This is a genomic window from Streptomyces sp. NPDC096310 (assembly GCF_044763125.1).
Lineage (GTDB): Bacteria > Actinomycetota > Actinomycetes > Streptomycetales > Streptomycetaceae > Streptomyces.
This window is the reverse complement of record NZ_JBIWFO010000006.1, coordinates 229,497-245,306: the sequence shown is the minus strand read 5'-3', so window position 1 is coordinate 245,306 and position 15,810 is coordinate 229,497. Positions and strand designations below refer to the sequence as shown.

General features: G+C 70.6%; 14 protein-coding genes. 9 read left to right on the top strand and 5 right to left on the bottom strand.

The features are described from left to right. The first annotated feature begins 56 nt into the window (after positions 1-56). Both ACIQ7D_RS15980 and ACIQ7D_RS15975 read left to right on the top strand, forming a co-directional pair. Complete coding sequence (locus ACIQ7D_RS15980; RefSeq protein ID WP_403937925.1) at positions 57-731, top strand: TetR/AcrR family transcriptional regulator; 675 nt, start codon at positions 57-59, stop codon at positions 729-731. A gap of 288 nt (positions 732-1,019) precedes the next feature. Further along, positions 1,020-2,570 (top strand): MFS transporter, encoded by a 1,551-nt coding sequence (locus tag ACIQ7D_RS15975; protein WP_403937836.1) that lies wholly within the window; start codon positions 1,020-1,022, stop codon positions 2,568-2,570. 142 nt (positions 2,571-2,712) lie between these two features. Here ACIQ7D_RS15975 and ACIQ7D_RS15970 read toward each other — a convergent pair whose 3' ends face one another. After that, positions 2,713-3,279, bottom strand: a complete 567-nt coding sequence (locus ACIQ7D_RS15970; protein WP_403937922.1) for a MarR family winged helix-turn-helix transcriptional regulator — start codon at positions 3,277-3,279, stop codon at positions 2,713-2,715. 124 nt (positions 3,280-3,403) lie between these two features. Between ACIQ7D_RS15970 and ACIQ7D_RS15965 the strand changes: the two genes are divergently transcribed. Both ACIQ7D_RS15965 and ACIQ7D_RS15960 read left to right on the top strand, forming a co-directional pair. Beyond that, positions 3,404-4,186, top strand: coding sequence for a dioxygenase (locus tag ACIQ7D_RS15965; RefSeq protein ID WP_403937834.1), 783 nt, complete (start codon positions 3,404-3,406; stop codon positions 4,184-4,186). 388 nt (positions 4,187-4,574) lie between these two features. Then, positions 4,575-5,570: an RNA polymerase sigma factor RpoD/SigA gene (locus ACIQ7D_RS15960; protein ID WP_403937832.1), complete on the top strand. Its 996-nt coding sequence runs from the start codon at positions 4,575-4,577 to the stop codon at positions 5,568-5,570. Between the two features lie 200 nt (positions 5,571-5,770). Here ACIQ7D_RS15960 and ACIQ7D_RS15955 read toward each other — a convergent pair whose 3' ends face one another. Continuing rightward, positions 5,771-6,760, bottom strand: coding sequence for a helix-turn-helix transcriptional regulator (locus ACIQ7D_RS15955; RefSeq protein WP_403937831.1), 990 nt, complete (start codon positions 6,758-6,760; stop codon positions 5,771-5,773). 62 nt (positions 6,761-6,822) lie between these two features. On the opposite strand from ACIQ7D_RS15955, the gene ACIQ7D_RS15950 reads away from it, so the two are divergent. The 4 genes from ACIQ7D_RS15950 to ACIQ7D_RS15935 all read left to right on the top strand — a co-directional run bounded on the left by ACIQ7D_RS15950 (position 6,823) and on the right by ACIQ7D_RS15935 (position 12,452). Beyond that, the gene (locus ACIQ7D_RS15950; RefSeq protein WP_403937829.1) at positions 6,823-8,379 is read left to right on the top strand and encodes an MFS transporter; all 1,557 of its coding nucleotides are present in this window, start codon (positions 6,823-6,825) and stop codon (positions 8,377-8,379) included. Between the two features lie 160 nt (positions 8,380-8,539). Continuing rightward, the gene (locus ACIQ7D_RS15945; RefSeq protein ID WP_403937827.1) at positions 8,540-9,301 is read left to right on the top strand and encodes a DeoR/GlpR family DNA-binding transcription regulator; all 762 of its coding nucleotides are present in this window, start codon (positions 8,540-8,542) and stop codon (positions 9,299-9,301) included. 9 nt (positions 9,302-9,310) lie between these two features. Then, on the top strand, positions 9,311-10,270 hold the full coding sequence (gene pfkB, locus ACIQ7D_RS15940) for a 1-phosphofructokinase (protein WP_403937825.1): 960 nt from the start codon (positions 9,311-9,313) through the stop codon (positions 10,268-10,270). A gap of 76 nt (positions 10,271-10,346) precedes the next feature. Next, positions 10,347-12,452: a fructose-specific PTS transporter subunit EIIC gene (locus ACIQ7D_RS15935; protein WP_403937824.1), complete on the top strand. Its 2,106-nt coding sequence runs from the start codon at positions 10,347-10,349 to the stop codon at positions 12,450-12,452. A gap of 117 nt (positions 12,453-12,569) precedes the next feature. On the opposite strand, the gene ACIQ7D_RS15930 is transcribed toward ACIQ7D_RS15935, so the two are convergent. After that, a complete protein-coding gene (locus ACIQ7D_RS15930) occupies positions 12,570-13,472 on the bottom strand; it encodes a DUF6227 family protein (RefSeq protein ID WP_403937822.1) in 903 nt (300 codons plus the stop codon). Positions 13,473-13,618: 146 nt separating this feature from the next. Continuing rightward, a complete protein-coding gene (locus ACIQ7D_RS15925) occupies positions 13,619-14,650 on the bottom strand; it encodes a P1 family peptidase (RefSeq protein WP_403937821.1) in 1,032 nt (343 codons plus the stop codon). A 199-nt stretch (positions 14,651-14,849) separates the two neighbouring features. On the opposite strand from ACIQ7D_RS15925, the gene ACIQ7D_RS15920 reads away from it, so the two are divergent. Next, positions 14,850-15,077: a hypothetical protein gene (locus ACIQ7D_RS15920; protein WP_403937818.1), complete on the top strand. Its 228-nt coding sequence runs from the start codon at positions 14,850-14,852 to the stop codon at positions 15,075-15,077. Positions 15,078-15,117: 40 nt separating this feature from the next. Here the strand turns inward: ACIQ7D_RS15920 and mscL are convergent, their stop codons facing one another. After that, positions 15,118-15,621 carry a large conductance mechanosensitive channel protein MscL gene (gene mscL / locus ACIQ7D_RS15915; RefSeq protein ID WP_403937816.1) on the bottom strand — a complete coding sequence of 168 codons (504 nt, stop codon included), beginning with the start codon at positions 15,619-15,621 and terminating at the stop codon, positions 15,118-15,120. Positions 15,622-15,810: the final 189 nt, after the last annotated feature.

Below are 15,810 nucleotides of genomic sequence, written 5' to 3'. Positions count from 1 at the left end.
CGAAGAACCGAGAACCGAGAGCTGGGAAGGGGCCCGACGTGACCGCCGCCGCCGCAATCACCGAAGCCGCCGTCGCTGTCGCCGCTGCCGTCGGACCGGGGGCGCGCCGCGTCCCCCGGCCGCGCGCGGACGCGCTGCGCAACCGGGAGCGGATCGTGGCGGCGGCGCGTGAGATGTACGTCGAGTACGGCTCCGAGGCGCCGCTCGACGAGATCGCCCGCCGCGCCGGCATCGGCAACGCCACGCTCTACCGGCACTTCCCGGACCGGCATGTCCTCGCCCACGAGGTCGTCCGCTCCGTGATGGCCCGGGTCGCGGACCAGGCGGAGCGGATCGCCGCCGAGGAACCCGACGCGTTCGCCGCGCTGCGCCGCTTCGTGCACACGGCGGCGGACGAACGGATCGGGGCGCTCTGTCCGATGCTCTCCGGGGCGTTCGACAGGAAGCATCCTGACGTGGAAGCCGAACGGCGCCGTCTCGAAGGCGCCGTCGAAGGGCTCATGGAGCGGGCGCGGCAGGCGGGGCGGCTCCGCCCCGATGTCGAGGCGGGCGATCTGATGATCGCGCTGTCCCAGCTCACCCGGCCGCTGCCCGACAGTGGCTGCCTCACGATGGACCGGTTCGTGCATCGGCACCTCCACCTCTTCCTGGACGGCCTGGAGGCACCCGCACGGTCCGAACTGCCCGGCTCGGCCGCGACCCTGGAGGACCTGCGCCGCGCCGCTCCGTGATGCGCCCCTGAACCAACGAACCAACGAACAAACGAACCAATACCGGGGTGGCCCGGTCATGACACCGGCCGCCCACACCACCCACCGCCGTCGCGCCACGCGTACCACCCACAGCCTGCGCAGCGCGCGCACCACAGACGTCCCAGCGCAGAGCCCGCCAGAAGGCCACGCGCTGCCCGTGACGGCTTCATGTCGTCGACATCAGCCCGCCATGACTTCGTAAGTCCCGCAACGTCGCCTGTACTTACGTACGTTTCGCCCTTTCTGCATCCATAGGTGGATACCTCCATGCCAAAAACAGCCGAGAAGCGGCTTCCCGACCCGGGCGCCCTGTCCGCCCCCGATCCAGGCCGCTGGAAAGCGCTGGTCTTCATCGCCCTGGCGCAGCTCATGGTCGTGCTCGACGCGACCATCGTGAACATCGCGCTGCCCTCCGCCCAGCAGGACCTGGGGATATCCGACGGCAACAAGCAGTGGGTCATCACCGCCTACGCGCTGGCCTTCGGCGGTCTGCTGCTCTTCGGCGGACGCATCGCCGACCTGTGGGGCCGTAAGCGCACCTTCGTCACCGGCCTGATCGGCTTCGCCGCCGCGTCCGCCATCGGCGGCGCCGCGACCGGCGAGGCGATGCTGCTCGGCGCCCGCGCGCTCCAGGGCGCCTTCGGCGCGCTGCTCGCGCCCGCCGCGCTCTCGCTGCTCGCGGTGACCTTCAGCGACGCCAAGGAGCGCGCGAAGGCGTTCGGCATCTTCGGTGCGATCGCCGGTGGTGGTGGCGCCGTGGGGCTGATCCTTGGTGGGTTCCTCACCGAATACCTGGACTGGAGGTGGACGTTCTTCGTCAACATCCCGTTCGCGGTCGTCGCCGCACTCGGTGCGTACTTCGTGATCCGCGAGCCCGCCTCCGGCCGTAACCGCTCCGCGCTCGACATCCCCGGCGTCGTCCTCTCCACGCTGGGCCTGGTCTCGCTGGTGTACGGCTTCACGCGCGCCGAGTCCGACGGCTGGTCCGACCCCGTCACCATCACGCTCTTCGTGGCGGCCGCCGCCCTGCTCGTCCTCTTCGCGGTCGTCGAGTCGAAGGTCAAGGCCCCGCTGCTGCCGCTGCGCGTGGTGACCAACCGCAACCGCGCCGGTGTCTACCTCTCGCTGGGCCTGGCCATCATCGCGATGTTCGGCCTGTTCCTCTTCCTGACGTACTACCTCCAGGTGGTCCAGGGATACTCGCCGGTCAGGACGGGCTTCGCCTTCCTCCCGATGATCGCGGGCATGATCACGGGCTCGACCCAGATCGGCGCCCGGCTGATGACCCGGGTCCCGCCGCGCTACCTGATGGGGCCCGGCTTCCTGGTCGCCGCCATCGGCATGCTGCTGCTGACCCGGCTCGACCTCGGTTCCTCGTACGCGGGTGTGATCCTGCCGGGCCAGCTCCTGCTGGGCCTCGGTATGGGTACGGCCTTCATGCCGGCCATGTCGCTCGCGACGTTCGGTATCGAGCCGCGGGACGCGGGCGTCGCCTCGGCGATGGTCAACACCTCGCAGCAGGTGGGCGGGGCGATCGGTACGGCCCTGCTGAACACGATCGCGGCCTCGGCCACGACCTCGTACCTCGCCACGCACGCGGCCACCGCGAGCGACCCCAGGCTCCTCCAGATGCGCGCCCTGGTGGCCGGGTTCTCCAGCGCCATCTGGTGGGCGGTCGGCATCCTCGCCGTCGCGGCGACGATCGCCATCACCTTCATCAACACCGGCCGCCCCGGCTCCTCCACGGGTGCTTCGGGCGGGGGTGGCACGGAAGGCGCGGAGGCGGACGAGGCGCAGATCCCGGTCGCGATGCACTGACCGGTACGCGCCGGTCGGAGGCGAAGGCGAAGGCGAAAAGCGAAAGGCGAAAGGCGAAAGGCGAAAGGCGAAAGGCGAAACGGCCGCGCGGAAGAAGAGGAAGAGAGCGAAGAATCCGCCCTGGTGCCGCGGCTCCCCGGAGTCAGCGGCGCCAGGGCAGATCCGCGCCCGTCCCCTCGGGCTGAAGTCCCTCCGCCATCACCCGCATGATCTCGCCGAGCTGACCGACCTGTTCCGGGGTGAGCCGGTCGAAGATCGCCTGGCGTACGGCGGCGACATGACCCGGCGCCGACCGCTTCAGCACATCGAAGCCCTGTTCCGTCAGGAACGCGTTCTGTCCCCGTTTGTCGGAGGGGCACTCCTCGCGCTGCACCCAGCCGTGCTTCTCCAGCCGCGCGATCGCGTGCGAGAGCCGTGAACGGGTGATCTTGGCTTCCATCGCGAGCTGCGTCATCCGCATCCGGCGGCGCGGTGCCGCCGAGAGTTTGACGAGAAGTCCGTAGTAGATGTGCGGCATCCCCGCGTCACGCTGGAGCTGACGGTCGAGGTGATCCTCCAGCAGCGTCGTCGCCTCGACGTACGTCAGCCAGACGCGCTGCTCCTCGTCGCTCAGCCAGCGCGTCTCCTCCGCCCGGGTTTCGGTTTCCGTGCGGGTGTCCTCGCCTGGGCCGGCCTCGCTGCCGGTAGATGCCATGGTCATGTACTCCACTGTACTCATTCTTGAAAGTTAAACTAGATCTGGTTAAGCTGCTAGGTAATGAATGCTTGAGCTTTCAAGCAGACGTCCGGGTGGGGACGCGTGGACGTCGACACGGATGACCCCGGGAGTCGCCATGAACGCCGTTGCTGAGCGCATGCCCGCCCTCTATCTCTCCCACGGGGCCCCGCCCCTGGCCGACGACCCGGTCTGGCCCGGCGAGCTGGCGGCCTGGTCGTCGGCGCTGCCGCGCCCCAAGGCCGTCCTGATGGTCTCGGCCCACTGGGAGGAGGCGCCGCTCGCCCTGGGCGCGACCGAGTCCGTACCGCTCGTGTACGACTTCTGGGGCTTCCCCGAGCACTACTACCAGGTCCGTTACGACGCTCCCGGCGCCCCGTGGCTCGCGGACTCCGTACGGAAGCTGCTGCGCGGCGCCGGTACCCCCGTGCAGGACGTGCCGGACCGCGGGCTGGACCACGGGGCGTACGTACCGCTCGTCGAGATGTACCCGGCCGCGGACCTCCCCGTCCTCCAGATCTCCCTGCCGACGCTCGACCCGCGCAAACTGCTGGCGATCGGGCGCAAGCTCGCCCCGCTGCGGGACGAGGGCGTCCTGATCGTCGGCAGCGGCTTCTTCACCCACAACCTCGCCGCGCTGCGCCACCCGGGCGGCGGGGTGCCCGGCTGGTCGGCGGAGTTCGACGACTGGGGGACACGGGCGCTGGAGGCGCAGGACGTGGACGCCCTGCTCGACTTCGAGCACAAGTCCCCGGCCGGCCGCCTGGCGCACCCCCGCACCGAGCACTTCGCCCCGCTGTTCGTGACGCTCGGCGCGGCGGAGGACGAGCTGGGCACGGGCAGGAGCGTCATCGACGGCTTCTGGCTGGGCCTGGCGAAGCGATCGGTCCAGTTCGGCTGAAGCGCCCCGGGACGTACCCGGGGATGTACCGGGGGCACCGGGGGAGCGCCGCGGGAGTACCGGGGAAGGGGCGGGGCAGGCGCCCCGAGCGGCCCTGAGCAACCAAAGACGCATGCGAATCGTCTTCAAGAAGTGACCGGAGCTGCTGGATCCGCCGGTCGCGCTCCTCGGTGGAGCGCGGTCGGCATCAGCCTCGGTAACTGTCCTGACCTGCACCTCTGTACCCGACAGGGGGCGCGGGTCACCCGGTCGGCGGCACAGGGTACTGCATGATCAGAAAATCTATGCACGCCATGGGAATTCTGTCCGGATTCCAGTCGTTGTTTCCAACGGATGCAGGGCACCCGGAAGGGTGTCGCGACCTACTCAGTTCAGTAAGGGAGCTCGCATGGCAACCCGTGCCGTCGCCCGTCGTTCCGCCACCGGCGGGGCGAAAGCGGCAAGCAGTGTTCGCGCCGTAGGCGGGGAGATCGCCGACCGCGACCTGGTCGGCATGTACCTCGACGAGATCGCTCGTACGCCGCTGCTCGACGCAGCGAAGGAAGTGGAGCTGTCCCAGACCATCGAGGCCGGGGTCTACGCCCGGCAGATCCTCGACGGAGAGGTGGAGAGCGAGGCGGGCGATGCGTCGCGCGAGGAGCTGGAGGCGCTGGTCGCCGAGAGCGACCGGGCGAAGGACGTCTTCATACGCTCGAACCTCCGCCTCGTGGTGGCGGTCGCGCGCCGTTACCCGCGCAGTGGCCTGCCCCTGCTGGACCTCATCCAGGAGGGCAACGCGGGACTGGTGCGCGCGGTCGAGAAGTTCGACTACGCCAAGGGCTTCAAGTTCTCGACGTACGCGACCTGGTGGATCCGCCAGGCCATCACGCGCTCCATAGCCGACCAGTCGCGCACGATCAGGCTCCCCGTCCACCTGGTGGAGGAGCTGGGCCGGATCCGCCGCGTGCAGCGTGAGTTCAACCGCGAGCACGGCCGCGACCCGGAGCCCACGGAGGTCGCCGCGGAGCTGGATTCGAACCCGGCGCGCGTCATCGACGTCCTGGACTGGGCCCGTGACCCGGTCAGCCTGAACATGTCGGTGGACGACGACGGGGACACCCAGTTCGGCGACCTGCTGGAGGACACCTCCGCGGTCTCGCCCGAGCAGTCCGTGCTCACGCTGCTGCGCAGCGAGGAGCTGGAGGACCTGATCAGCAGGCTCGACCAGCGCACGGCGTCGATCATCAAGATGCGGTACGGCATCGAGGACGGCCGCGAGCGCACGCTGACCGAGGTCGGCAAGCAGCACGGCCTGACGCGGGAGCGGATCCGCCAGATCGAGAAGCACGCGCTGTTGGAGCTGAAAAAGATGGCTCGGGACACCGGCTTCGACGCGGCGGCGTGACGTCGCCCTCCTGTGGCCGTAGTGTCCCCCTTACCCGCACTCGCTCCCCGAGCGGTACGGGAGGGCCGATCCGTCGGCCCCCAGAGACGAGCCCCGGCACCAACCCCCCCCAGGTGCCGGGGCTCCCCTCTGTCCTTTTCCTGTCCTCTTCCGCTGTTCCTCCGGCCTTTCGGCTGTCCCTCCCGCCAGCCGGTCGGTCGCTACCCGGTCGGTCGCTGCCCGGTCGGTACGGAGGCGCGGGTCAGCCTGGCCCCCAGCTGGTACAGGTACTCCGCGAGCTCCGCCGGGGCGTGCGCGGTGAACTCGCAGTCCACCAGCGCCAGGCGCAGCGCGACCCACTCCAGCGAGTCGGTCACGGTCATGCGCAGCCGGCAGGAGAGCGGCCCGGTGGGCACGGGCGCGGGCAGATACGGCGGCAGCCGGGCCGTCACGAACTCCGCGGGCGCCCGGAAGGTGACGTCCACATCCCACTCGGGCTGCAGCCGTGACATGGACCGGGCCAAGAACTGGGCGGCGTCCGCGTTCCCCGTGGGCAGCTCGCGCGGCGTGAACCTGGCGCCGGTCGGGAAGGGCTCGCTGACCCGGTCGACCCGGAACGTACGCCAGTCGTCGCGCCCCAGGTCGTACGCCACCAGATACCAGCGGCTGCCGGTCGAGACGAGGCGGTACGGCTCGACCTGGCGCTTCGTCTCCGTACCGTCCCCGGAGCGGTAGCCGAAGCGCAGCCGCTCCGTGCCCGTGACGGCGCCGGCCATGACCGTGAGGGTCTGCGGATCGATGGTCGCGCCGTCCCCGCGGGTGAGCGGCGTCGTCGCCGCCTGGAGGGTGGAGACGCGGTGCCGGAGCCGGGACGGCAGCACCTGCTCCAGCTTGGCCAGGGCGCGTACGGACGCCTCGTCGAGTCCCTCGATGGCGTGGCCCGCCCCCGCCCGCAGACCGACGGCGATGGCCACGGCCTCCTCGTCCTCCAGGAGCAGCGGGGGCATGGCCGTACCGGCGACCAGCCGGTATCCCCCGATGGCCCCCATCGTGGCCTCCACGGGGTATCCGAGGGCGCGCAGCCGGTCGATGTCGCGGCGGATGGTGCGTGCGCTGACGTCGAGTCGCTGGGCCAGCTCGCTGCCCGGCCACTCACGCGGGGTCTGGAGGAGGGAGAGCAGCCTCAGGAGCCGTGCCGGAGTGTCGGTCATACGTCCATGGTGCGCGCCATCTAGGACACATACGGACCTAGATGCTCCCTAGCTTGTGCCCCATGAGTTCACCCATCGCCTCTCCTGCGGCGTCTCCGGCGGCGACGTCTGCCTCCTCCGCCTCGTCCTCCGCCGCCTCCTCCTCCGCTCCCGACCCGTCCCCAGCCGTTCCGGAGACCGGACGAGCGGGGGGCGGAGGCGGTGACCGCCGCCGCTGGCTGGCGCTGGCCGTGGTCATGACGGCCGCCTTCATGGACCTCGTGGATGTCACCATCGTCAACATCGCGATCCCGAGTATCGAACGGGATCTCGGGGCCACCTTCGGGGCGATCCAGTGGATCACCGCCGGATACGCACTCGCCTTTGCGGCCGGACTGATCACCGGTGGTCGTCTCGGTGACATATACGGCCGCAAGCGGCTCTTCCTGATCGGTATCAGTGGCTTCACCGTCGCCTCCGCGCTCTGCGGCTTCGCCGCCGGGCCCGAGATGCTGGTCGGTTCGCGGCTGCTCCAGGGCGCGATGGCCGCGTTGATGGTGCCCCAGGTGCTGTCGATCATCCACGTCACCTTTCCCGCCCACGAACGCGGCAAGGTCTTCGGGCTGTTCGGCGCGATCGTCGGCCTCGGCTCCGTCTCGGGCCCGCTGCTCGGCGCGCTGCTCACCCAGTGGAACCTCTTCGGCCTCGAATGGCGCCCGATCTTCCTCATCAACCTGCCGGTCGGCGTGGCGGGGGTGCTGCTCGGCCGGAGGTTCATCGTCGAGTCCAAGGCGCCCAAGGCCCTCCGCCTCGACCTGGTGGGCGTGGTGCTGGTGACGGGCGCGCTGCTGATGCTGATCTACCCCCTCACCCGGGGGCGCGAACTGGGCTGGCCGCTGTGGGGCCATGTCTGCATGATCGGCAGCCTCGGTGTCCTGGCCGCGCTGGTGGCGTACGAGCGGCGGAAGGCGCGTAAGGACGGCTCACCGCTGATCGAGCTGTCACTGTTCCGGGTCAAGAGCTTCGCCGCGGGCGTCGCCGTCCAGCTCACCTTCGGTGTCGCCCTGGGCATCTTCTTCCTGGTCTGGACGCTGTACATGCAGATCGGCCTCGGCTGGAGCCCGCTGCGCGCGGGGCTCACGGGCGTGCCGTTCTCCCTCGCCGTGTCGGTCGCGGCCGGCCTCTCCGTACAGAAGCTGGTCCCGCGCTTCGGCCGCGCCGTCCTCCAGGCGGGCGCACTGACCATGATCACCGGGCTGCTGCTCTACATCGGCGCGGCCGGACGGTACGGCCTGGAGATCAACTCCTGGCAGATGGCGCCGCCCCTGCTGGTCATGGGCGCGGGCATGGGACTGATCGTTGCCCCGCTGACGGACGCCGTGCTCTCGGGCGTCCCGCGCGAACACTCGGGTTCGGCCTCGGGCCTGATCAACACCACGCAGCAGATGGGCAACGCCCTGGGGCTCGGACTCGTCTCGGTGGTCTTCTTCGGTGTGGTCGACGACCGGCCGGCCAACGCGATGCGCGAGGCGTTCGCCGATGGCTTCCAGCACGCCCTGTGGTGGGTGGTGGCGGTGCTCGCGGTCATCTTCACCATGATGTTCGCGCTCCCGTCGAAGCGGATGACCGACAACGGATGACCGGCGGGGGACGACCGGCGGGGGGTGACCGAGAGGCGATGACCGAGAGACGATGACCGATCGTGTCCGTAGTTCGCCCGAATCTGTTTACTTTCCAGAAATGTGGGCGTAGCGTGTCGCCGAAACCACAGGTTCGGGCACGGAATGGACGTAAACCCACATGTACGCACCGGAGCGTCAGCAGGAGATCCTGCGGCTGGCCCGTGAAAGCGGACGTGTCGATGTGCTGTCGCTCGCCGAGCAGTTCCAGGTCACGGCGGAGACCGTACGGCGTGACCTGAAGGCCCTCGACCGGGCCGGCCTCGTCCGCCGCGTGCACGGCGGGGCCATACCGGCCGGCCGGATGGACTTCGAGCCGGACCTGGCCGAGCGTGAGTCCACCGCAGCCGACGAGAAGGACCGCATCGCACACGCGGCGCTCGCGGAGCTGCCGCAGGACGGCAGCGTGATCCTGGACGCCGGGTCGACCGTCGCGCGACTCGTGGCGGAACTGCCGCTGGAGTGCGGGCTCACCGTCGTGACCCACTCCCTCCCGGTCGCGGCCCGCCTCGCCGACCACCCGGGGATCGATCTCCACCTGGTCGGCGGGCGGGTCCGCAACCGTACGCGGGCCGCCGTCGACGCCTGGGCGCTGCGCGCCTACGGAGAGATCCGCGCCGATGTCGTCTTCCTCGGCGCCAACGGTTTCTCCCCCGAAGGCGGGCTCACCACCCCCGACCTCGCCGAAGCCGCCGTGAAGCGCGCTCTCGTCGGCGCGGCGCGGCGCGTGGTGCTGCTCGCCGACTCGGCGAAGCACGGCCAGGAGCACTTCGCGCGCTTCGGCACGCTCGCCGATGTCGATCTGCTCATCACCGACAGCGGGCTCAGCCCTTCGGAGGTCGCGGCCATCGAGGCCGAGGGCACCGAAGTGCTGTGTGTTTAGGAGCGCCGCATGATTCTCACCGTCACCCCCAACCCGAGCCTGGACCGTACGTACGAGGTCCCGGCCCTCGACCGCGGCGAGGTACTGCGGGCCACGGCAGAACGCATGGACCCGGGCGGCAAGGGCGTCAACGTCTCACGCGCCGTCGCCGCGGCCGGTCGCCGTACGGTCGCCGTGCTGCCCCTCGGGGGCGCCCCGGGCGCACTGGTCGCCGAGCTGCTGGCCGGGCAGGGGATAGCGGTCGCTCCGGTGCCGGTCGCGGGAGCGACCCGGTCCAACATCGCGCTCGCGGAGCCCGACGGCACCCTGACCAAGATCAACGCGCCGGGCCCCGAGCTGACCGCGGCCGAGTCGGAGTCGCTGCTCGCCGTGGTGCGCACCCAGATCCGCACCCACTCCGGCTCCTCGGCCTGGACCGCCTGCTGTGGCAGCCTCCCGCGCGGACTGGGCCCCGAGTGGTACGCCGAACTGGTCGCCGGCGCCCACCACGCCGGGGCGAGGATCGCCCTCGACACCTCGGGCCCCTCGCTGCTGGCCGCGCTGCGCGAGCGGCCGGACGTCGTCAAGCCGAACGCCGAAGAGCTGGCCCAGGCCGTCGGCCGCCCCCTCACGACCGTCGGCGACGCCGTCAAGGCGGCGGAGGAACTGCGTACGTACGGGGCGGCCGCCGTCCTCGCCAGCCTCGGTGCGGACGGCCAGCTCCTGGTCGCGGAGGCGGGGACGTACTTCGGCTCCGCCACGGTCGCCACGGTCCGCAGTAACGTCGGTGCGGGCGATGCCTCGCTCGCCGGGTTCCTGGCGGCGGGCGGCGAGGGCCCGGCGGCGCTCGCGTCGGCCGTTGCCCACGGCGCCGCGGCGGTGCAGCTCCCGGGCAGCGTGATGCCGGCACCCGTCGACCTGGACCTGTCGGCGGTCACCGTGACCGCCGACATCCCCCTGGACCGCCTGCTCAGGGAGCCAGCCTCATGACCCCCTTGTTCTTCTCCTCTGTCCCCCTTCCCCTTCTGGACCTGACCCGCGCGATATGCGAGCAAAGGAGCCCGCGATGAGCGACATGATCACCGCGGACCTGGTCGACCTCGACCTGGCCGCCGATACCAAGGAAGCAGCGGCCCGCTCGCTGGCCGAGCGGATGGTGACCCTGGGCCGGGTCACCGACCTGGACGGCTTCCTGGCCGACGTGGCCGCCCGCGAGGCACAGATGCCGACCGGGCTCGACGGCGGTATCGGCATCCCGCACTGCCGCAGCGAACACGTCGGCGAGCCGACGCTCGCCTTCGGCCGCTCGGCGCGCGGCATCGACTTCGGCGCCCCCGACGGGCCCGCCGACCTGATCTTCCTCATCGCGGCCCCGGCCGGCGCCGACGACGCGCACCTCACCATCCTCTCGGCCCTGGCCCGCCGCCTGATGAACGAGGAGTTCACCTCGGCGCTCCGCTCGGCCACGGACGCCTCGGCGACGGCCGCCCTGATCCGCGGCGAGGAGCCCCCGGCGGCGCAGCCGGTGGCCGGGGCGCCCAAGCCCCAGGAAAAGGCCACGCAGGAGCCCACGGAAGGGACCCCGGCAAAGGCCCCGGCAACGACCCCGGCCTCGGCAACGGCGAAGGCCCCGGAACCGGAGACTCCGGCCGCCGGCGCCACCGAGGAGCAGGTCTTCCGGATCGTCGCCGTCACCTCCTGCCCCACCGGCATCGCGCACACCTACATGGCCGCCGAGGCCCTGGAACAGGCCGGACAGCAGGCCGACGTCGAACTCGTCGTCGAACCGCAGGGCTCTTCCGGCTTCAACCGGCTCGACCCGGCCGTCATCGCCGCCGCGGACGGCGTGATCTTCGCGCACGACGTGCCCGTACGGGAGAAGGAACGCTTCGCCGGGAAGCCGACGGTAGACGTCGGCGTCAAGGCGGGCATCAACCGTCCCGCCGAACTGATCGCCGAGGTACGCGGCAAGGCCGCCCGCGGCGAGATCACCGGTGCCCCGGGCGCGGCCGGCTCGCCCGTGGACGACGCGGGGGAGCCCGGCGAGGGCTACGGCACCAAGCTGCGCAAGTGGTTGATGTCCGGCGTCAGCTACATGGTCCCCTTCGTCGCGGCGGGCGGCCTCCTCATCGCCCTCGGCTTCGCGATCGGCGGCTACACCGTCGACAAGGCTCCCTCCGTCGCCGAACACTTCGTCTGGACCGAGAGCATGAGCTGGGCCGCTCTGCTCTTCCAGATCGGGGGCCTGGCCTTCAGCTTCCTGGTGCCCGTCCTCGCGGGCTACATCGCGTACGGGATGGCCGACCGCCCCGGTCTGGTCCCCGGCTTCGTGGGCGGCTCCATCGCCCTCACCATCAACGCGGGCTTCCTCGGCGGCCTCGCCGCCGGTCTGATCGCCGGTGGCGTGGTGATGGCCATCCAGCGGGCCAAGGTGCCCGCCCCGCTGCGCGGCATCATGCCGGTCGTCGTGATCCCCCTGATCTCCTCGGCGATCGTCGGCTTCCTGATGTTCCTGGTGGTCGGCAAACCGATCGCCTCACTCCAGGAGGCGCTGTCCGACTGGCTGTCCGGCCTCTCCGGGGCCAACGCGGTCATCCTGGGCGTCATCCTCGGTCTGATGATGTGCTTCGACCTCGGCGGCCCGCTGAACAAGGTCGCCTATGCCTTCGCCGTCGGCGGTCTCGCCAACCCCAACGAGGGCAGCCTGAAGGTCATGGCCGCGGTGATGGCCGCGGGCATGGTCCCGCCGCTGGCCATGGCGCTCGCCACGACCGTACGCGGCAAGTTGTTCACCCGTACCGAACGCGAGAACGGAAAAGCCGCCTGGGTTCTCGGTGCCTCCTTCATCACCGAGGGCGCGATCCCCTTCGCCGCGGCCGACCCGCTGCGGGTGATTCCGTCCGCGATGGCGGGCGGTGCGGTGACCGGCGCGCTCTCGATGCTCTTCGAGTGCACGCTGCGGGCCCCGCACGGCGGCATCTTCGTGATCCCGCTGATCGGCAATCCGTTCCTCTACCTGATCGCGATCGCGGCGGGCACGGCCGTCACCGCCGGGCTGGTCATCCTGCTCAAGGGCACCCGGAAGACCGGTCGCCCGGACCAGGCCGCCGAGGCCGGAGCGCTCGGAGCCGACGCGGCCGGAGCGGAGGCCAAGGTGCCGGCGAGCGTCTGAGCACCCACCCGCCGCCCCAACCCGGTGTGCCCTCCTTGGGAGGTCGTACGGTCCGTCCCACCCCTGGCGGCCGTACGACCTTCCTCCCGGCCCGGGTCCCTCAGCCCCGGCCGACTCTCACAGGACCCGCGCGCGAAGCTCCATGGCTTCGCGCGCTGTCTGTTCGGCCCCGTACACCTCACACATGTGCCGACCGTCCGGCGTCGCCGTGTGCTCCACCTCCCACAGGCTTGTCTCGGTGCCGTCGATCAGCAGGAACGCGTGCTCATAGAGCATGAACCCCGCGTCCTTGCCCTCGACCTGGCACTGCCGTCCGAAGACCTGTGTGATGTGATGCGCGAACGCCGTCTTCAGCAGCAGTCTGGTCTCCTCACCCGGGCAGTCCGCGTTCTCCGCCCGGCGCAGCACCCTGCGGGCATGGTCCGGGGAGTTGTCGGGCGAGTACAGCCGGTGCCGCGGCGCGGGCGCCGGAGCGGGCAGCGCACGCAAACCGCGGATCAACGCGAGATGCGCGTCGATCTCGGCTGTACGCTCCGACTCCAGCTCCGCGAGCAGATCGGTCGCGAGATCGTCCATGGCCGTCTCACGGTTTCGGGGATCCTCCTCCAGCAGATCGTCGTCCAGGCATCCTCGTTCTCCCCAGTACGCCTCGTCGTCCCGCTGGTCCGAACCGGCCGACGAGAGCCGCGGTGCCTCCGGGCTGCCCGGCCGGCACAGACGCGCCGCGGCGAGCTGGGCCTCGGATTCGTCCCCGTACAGCTCGTGCAGCCGCGCGCCGTCCCGGCCGGTGTTGTGCACCAGCTCCCAAAGGCTGAACGCGCTGCCGTCGTCGAGCAGATAGGTGTGCCGATACGTCTCACGGTGCAGCCCCGCACTGTGGTGCGCGGAACACAGCGAGCTGGCGTGCGCCAGCGCACGGTCGAGTCGATCGACCAGTGCGTCAGGCAGGTCGAAGGAGTTGAGTGCCCGACCCAGGAGTCGCTCGAGGTGCGTCTCGGTTGTCTCGTAGGGATCGTTCAAGATGGGTCTCCAGGCCGTCGCCACATGTCACTTGGTGATTGCATAACGTAGTGCCTAGGGCTGACATCGCGTCTTAAGTTTGAGAAAACGAAGGGGGCGTACGTGAAGTTCCCGCGCGCCCCTTGCCAACTCGCGGGACACGCCCCTCAGTCGAGCTCGTACAACTCACGGTACGAGGGGAATGTTCCGCCAGGACCGTCGACGCCCTCCGCCGCACACACGGCCGAGACGATCGCCCTGGTCACCACATCCGCACCTGCTGCCAGTATCGCGTTGATGGCGAGCAAATCCCCCTCGGCCAACGCCTGAACACCTGTCGACAGCGCGAAAACGGTATCGCCATCGTTGAGCAGATGCACCGGACGGACGGCGCGCGCGATGCCGTCGTGTGCCGTCCCCGCGAGCTTCTGCGCCTGGGCACGGGACAGTTCGACGTCGGTGGCGACGACCGCCAGGGTGGTGTTGAGCGGAGCGGGGCCGTTCCGCTCGCTCAACTCGGCCAGTCGCCTTTGTGCCGCCCGGTGTACTTCAGTCGGCGGGTACTCCGTACGACCGCTGAAGTAACGTCCGTACAGCACGCCGGTCAGCGGATCGACCACGGAGCCCGCCGCGTTGGCCACGACCAGCGCGGCGACGGTGATTCCGGAGTCCAGCACCGTACTCGCCGTCCCCACGCCGCCCTTGAGTTGTCCGGCGAGGGCGCCGACCCCCGCGCCCACACAGCCCTCCGCGACCGACGCCCCGGCCTTCGACGCTGCCGCCGCCTCCGCCGCCGCCCGCCCCGTCGCCGCGTCGGGCCGGATCCGCCAGTCGCCGCCTCGCCCCAGGTCGAAGATGCCTGCCGCCGGGACGACGGGAACCACTTGACCAGGGTCGGCGCCGACCCGTATTCCTCGCCCGCGCTCCTCCAGCCACGCCATCACGCCGGACGCCGAGTCGAGCCCGTACGCGCTGCCGCCCGTCAGCACGACGGCCTCCGTGCGCTGGACGATATTGCGCGGGTCGAGGGCGTCGGTCTCCTTCGTGGCCGGCCCGCCGCCCCTTATGTCCACGGCGGTGACCACCCCGCCCTCCGGGGCGAGTACGACGGTGGTGCCGGTGAGCGCGCGATCCCCGGACACCTGTGCGTGCCCTACCCGGAGGCCCGCCACGTCGGTCAGTGCGTCATTCGATGCCATGAATCCCATGCGTACCACGTACCTCGGGCAGTGAGGTGGTGGACGCCGGAGAATCGGCGGGGGAGGGCGGGGCGAGGGCGGCGACGGCGGCAGGGGCCGAGGCGGACCGCGCGCGCGTCGGCCGATCCCGGGCGCGGGTGGTGGCCGCTGTCCGTCCACGCACGTCCTGGCTCCGCACACACCCCCGTACCCTGGAGGTATGAGCACCGCCCCCACCCCCGAGCCGGTCCCCGAGGAGCAGCCCGCGCAGCCCCGGCGGCCGTCCGGGCCGCCGCGTCCGCACGTGGCGCTGGTCTTCGACGATCCCCTGGACCAGCAGTCCTCGGACGACACCGACGACGGCTGGGGCGAGCGCCCCACCGGGGGCGGTGGCAGCGCCGCCGATCTTGCCCGTTTCCTCGACGAGAAGCCGCCCCACCACATCTGAGCCGAGCGCCCCGGGCGGGGCGTTCCACCATGGTCAGCCGTTAAGGCGTGTTCCGCCCCGGGCCGTTCTGCGCGGATCCGCTGGGCCCCGGGCCGCGCTGCGCCACGAGAGCGTCCCTGATCTCCTTGAGGACCTCCAGCTCGCTGACCTCCATAACCTCCTGGACCTCTTCCTTGGCGGCCTGCTGCCTGGCGCGCCGGGCGAGGTACTTGGCCATCGGCAGCACCATCAGGAAGTACACAACGGCTGCCGTGATGAGGAACGTGAGAACCGCGCTCAGCACCGTTCCCCACATGATCGGAATGCCTCGGACGACCTTGCCCGCGTCGTTCGTCTCGCACGGCGCCTTGAGGCACGAGCTGTACTGGTTCAGATCCTGCCTGCCGAACGCGCCGACCACCGGATTGATCACGCCTTTGACGACCGAGGTCACCACGTTGGTGAACGCCGCGCCGATGACCACCGCCACCGCGAGGTCGATCACGTTGCCGCGCATCAGGAAGGCCTTGAAGCCTTCGAGGACGCTCTCCTTCTCCTTGCTCACGAGTGAGCCTTTCTTCGCATGTGCTGTAAGGGTGAAAATCTGCCTCGCAACCTACGGCAGCGCGTGCCCAGGCTGTCCAATCCGCACACGCGACCAGGCGACGCGACAGCTCGCCCGCGCGACTCCGTACGGCACGGCCCAGCTCCACCCCGGCTCGGAACAGACGCCCCGCGACCGCACGCACCCCCG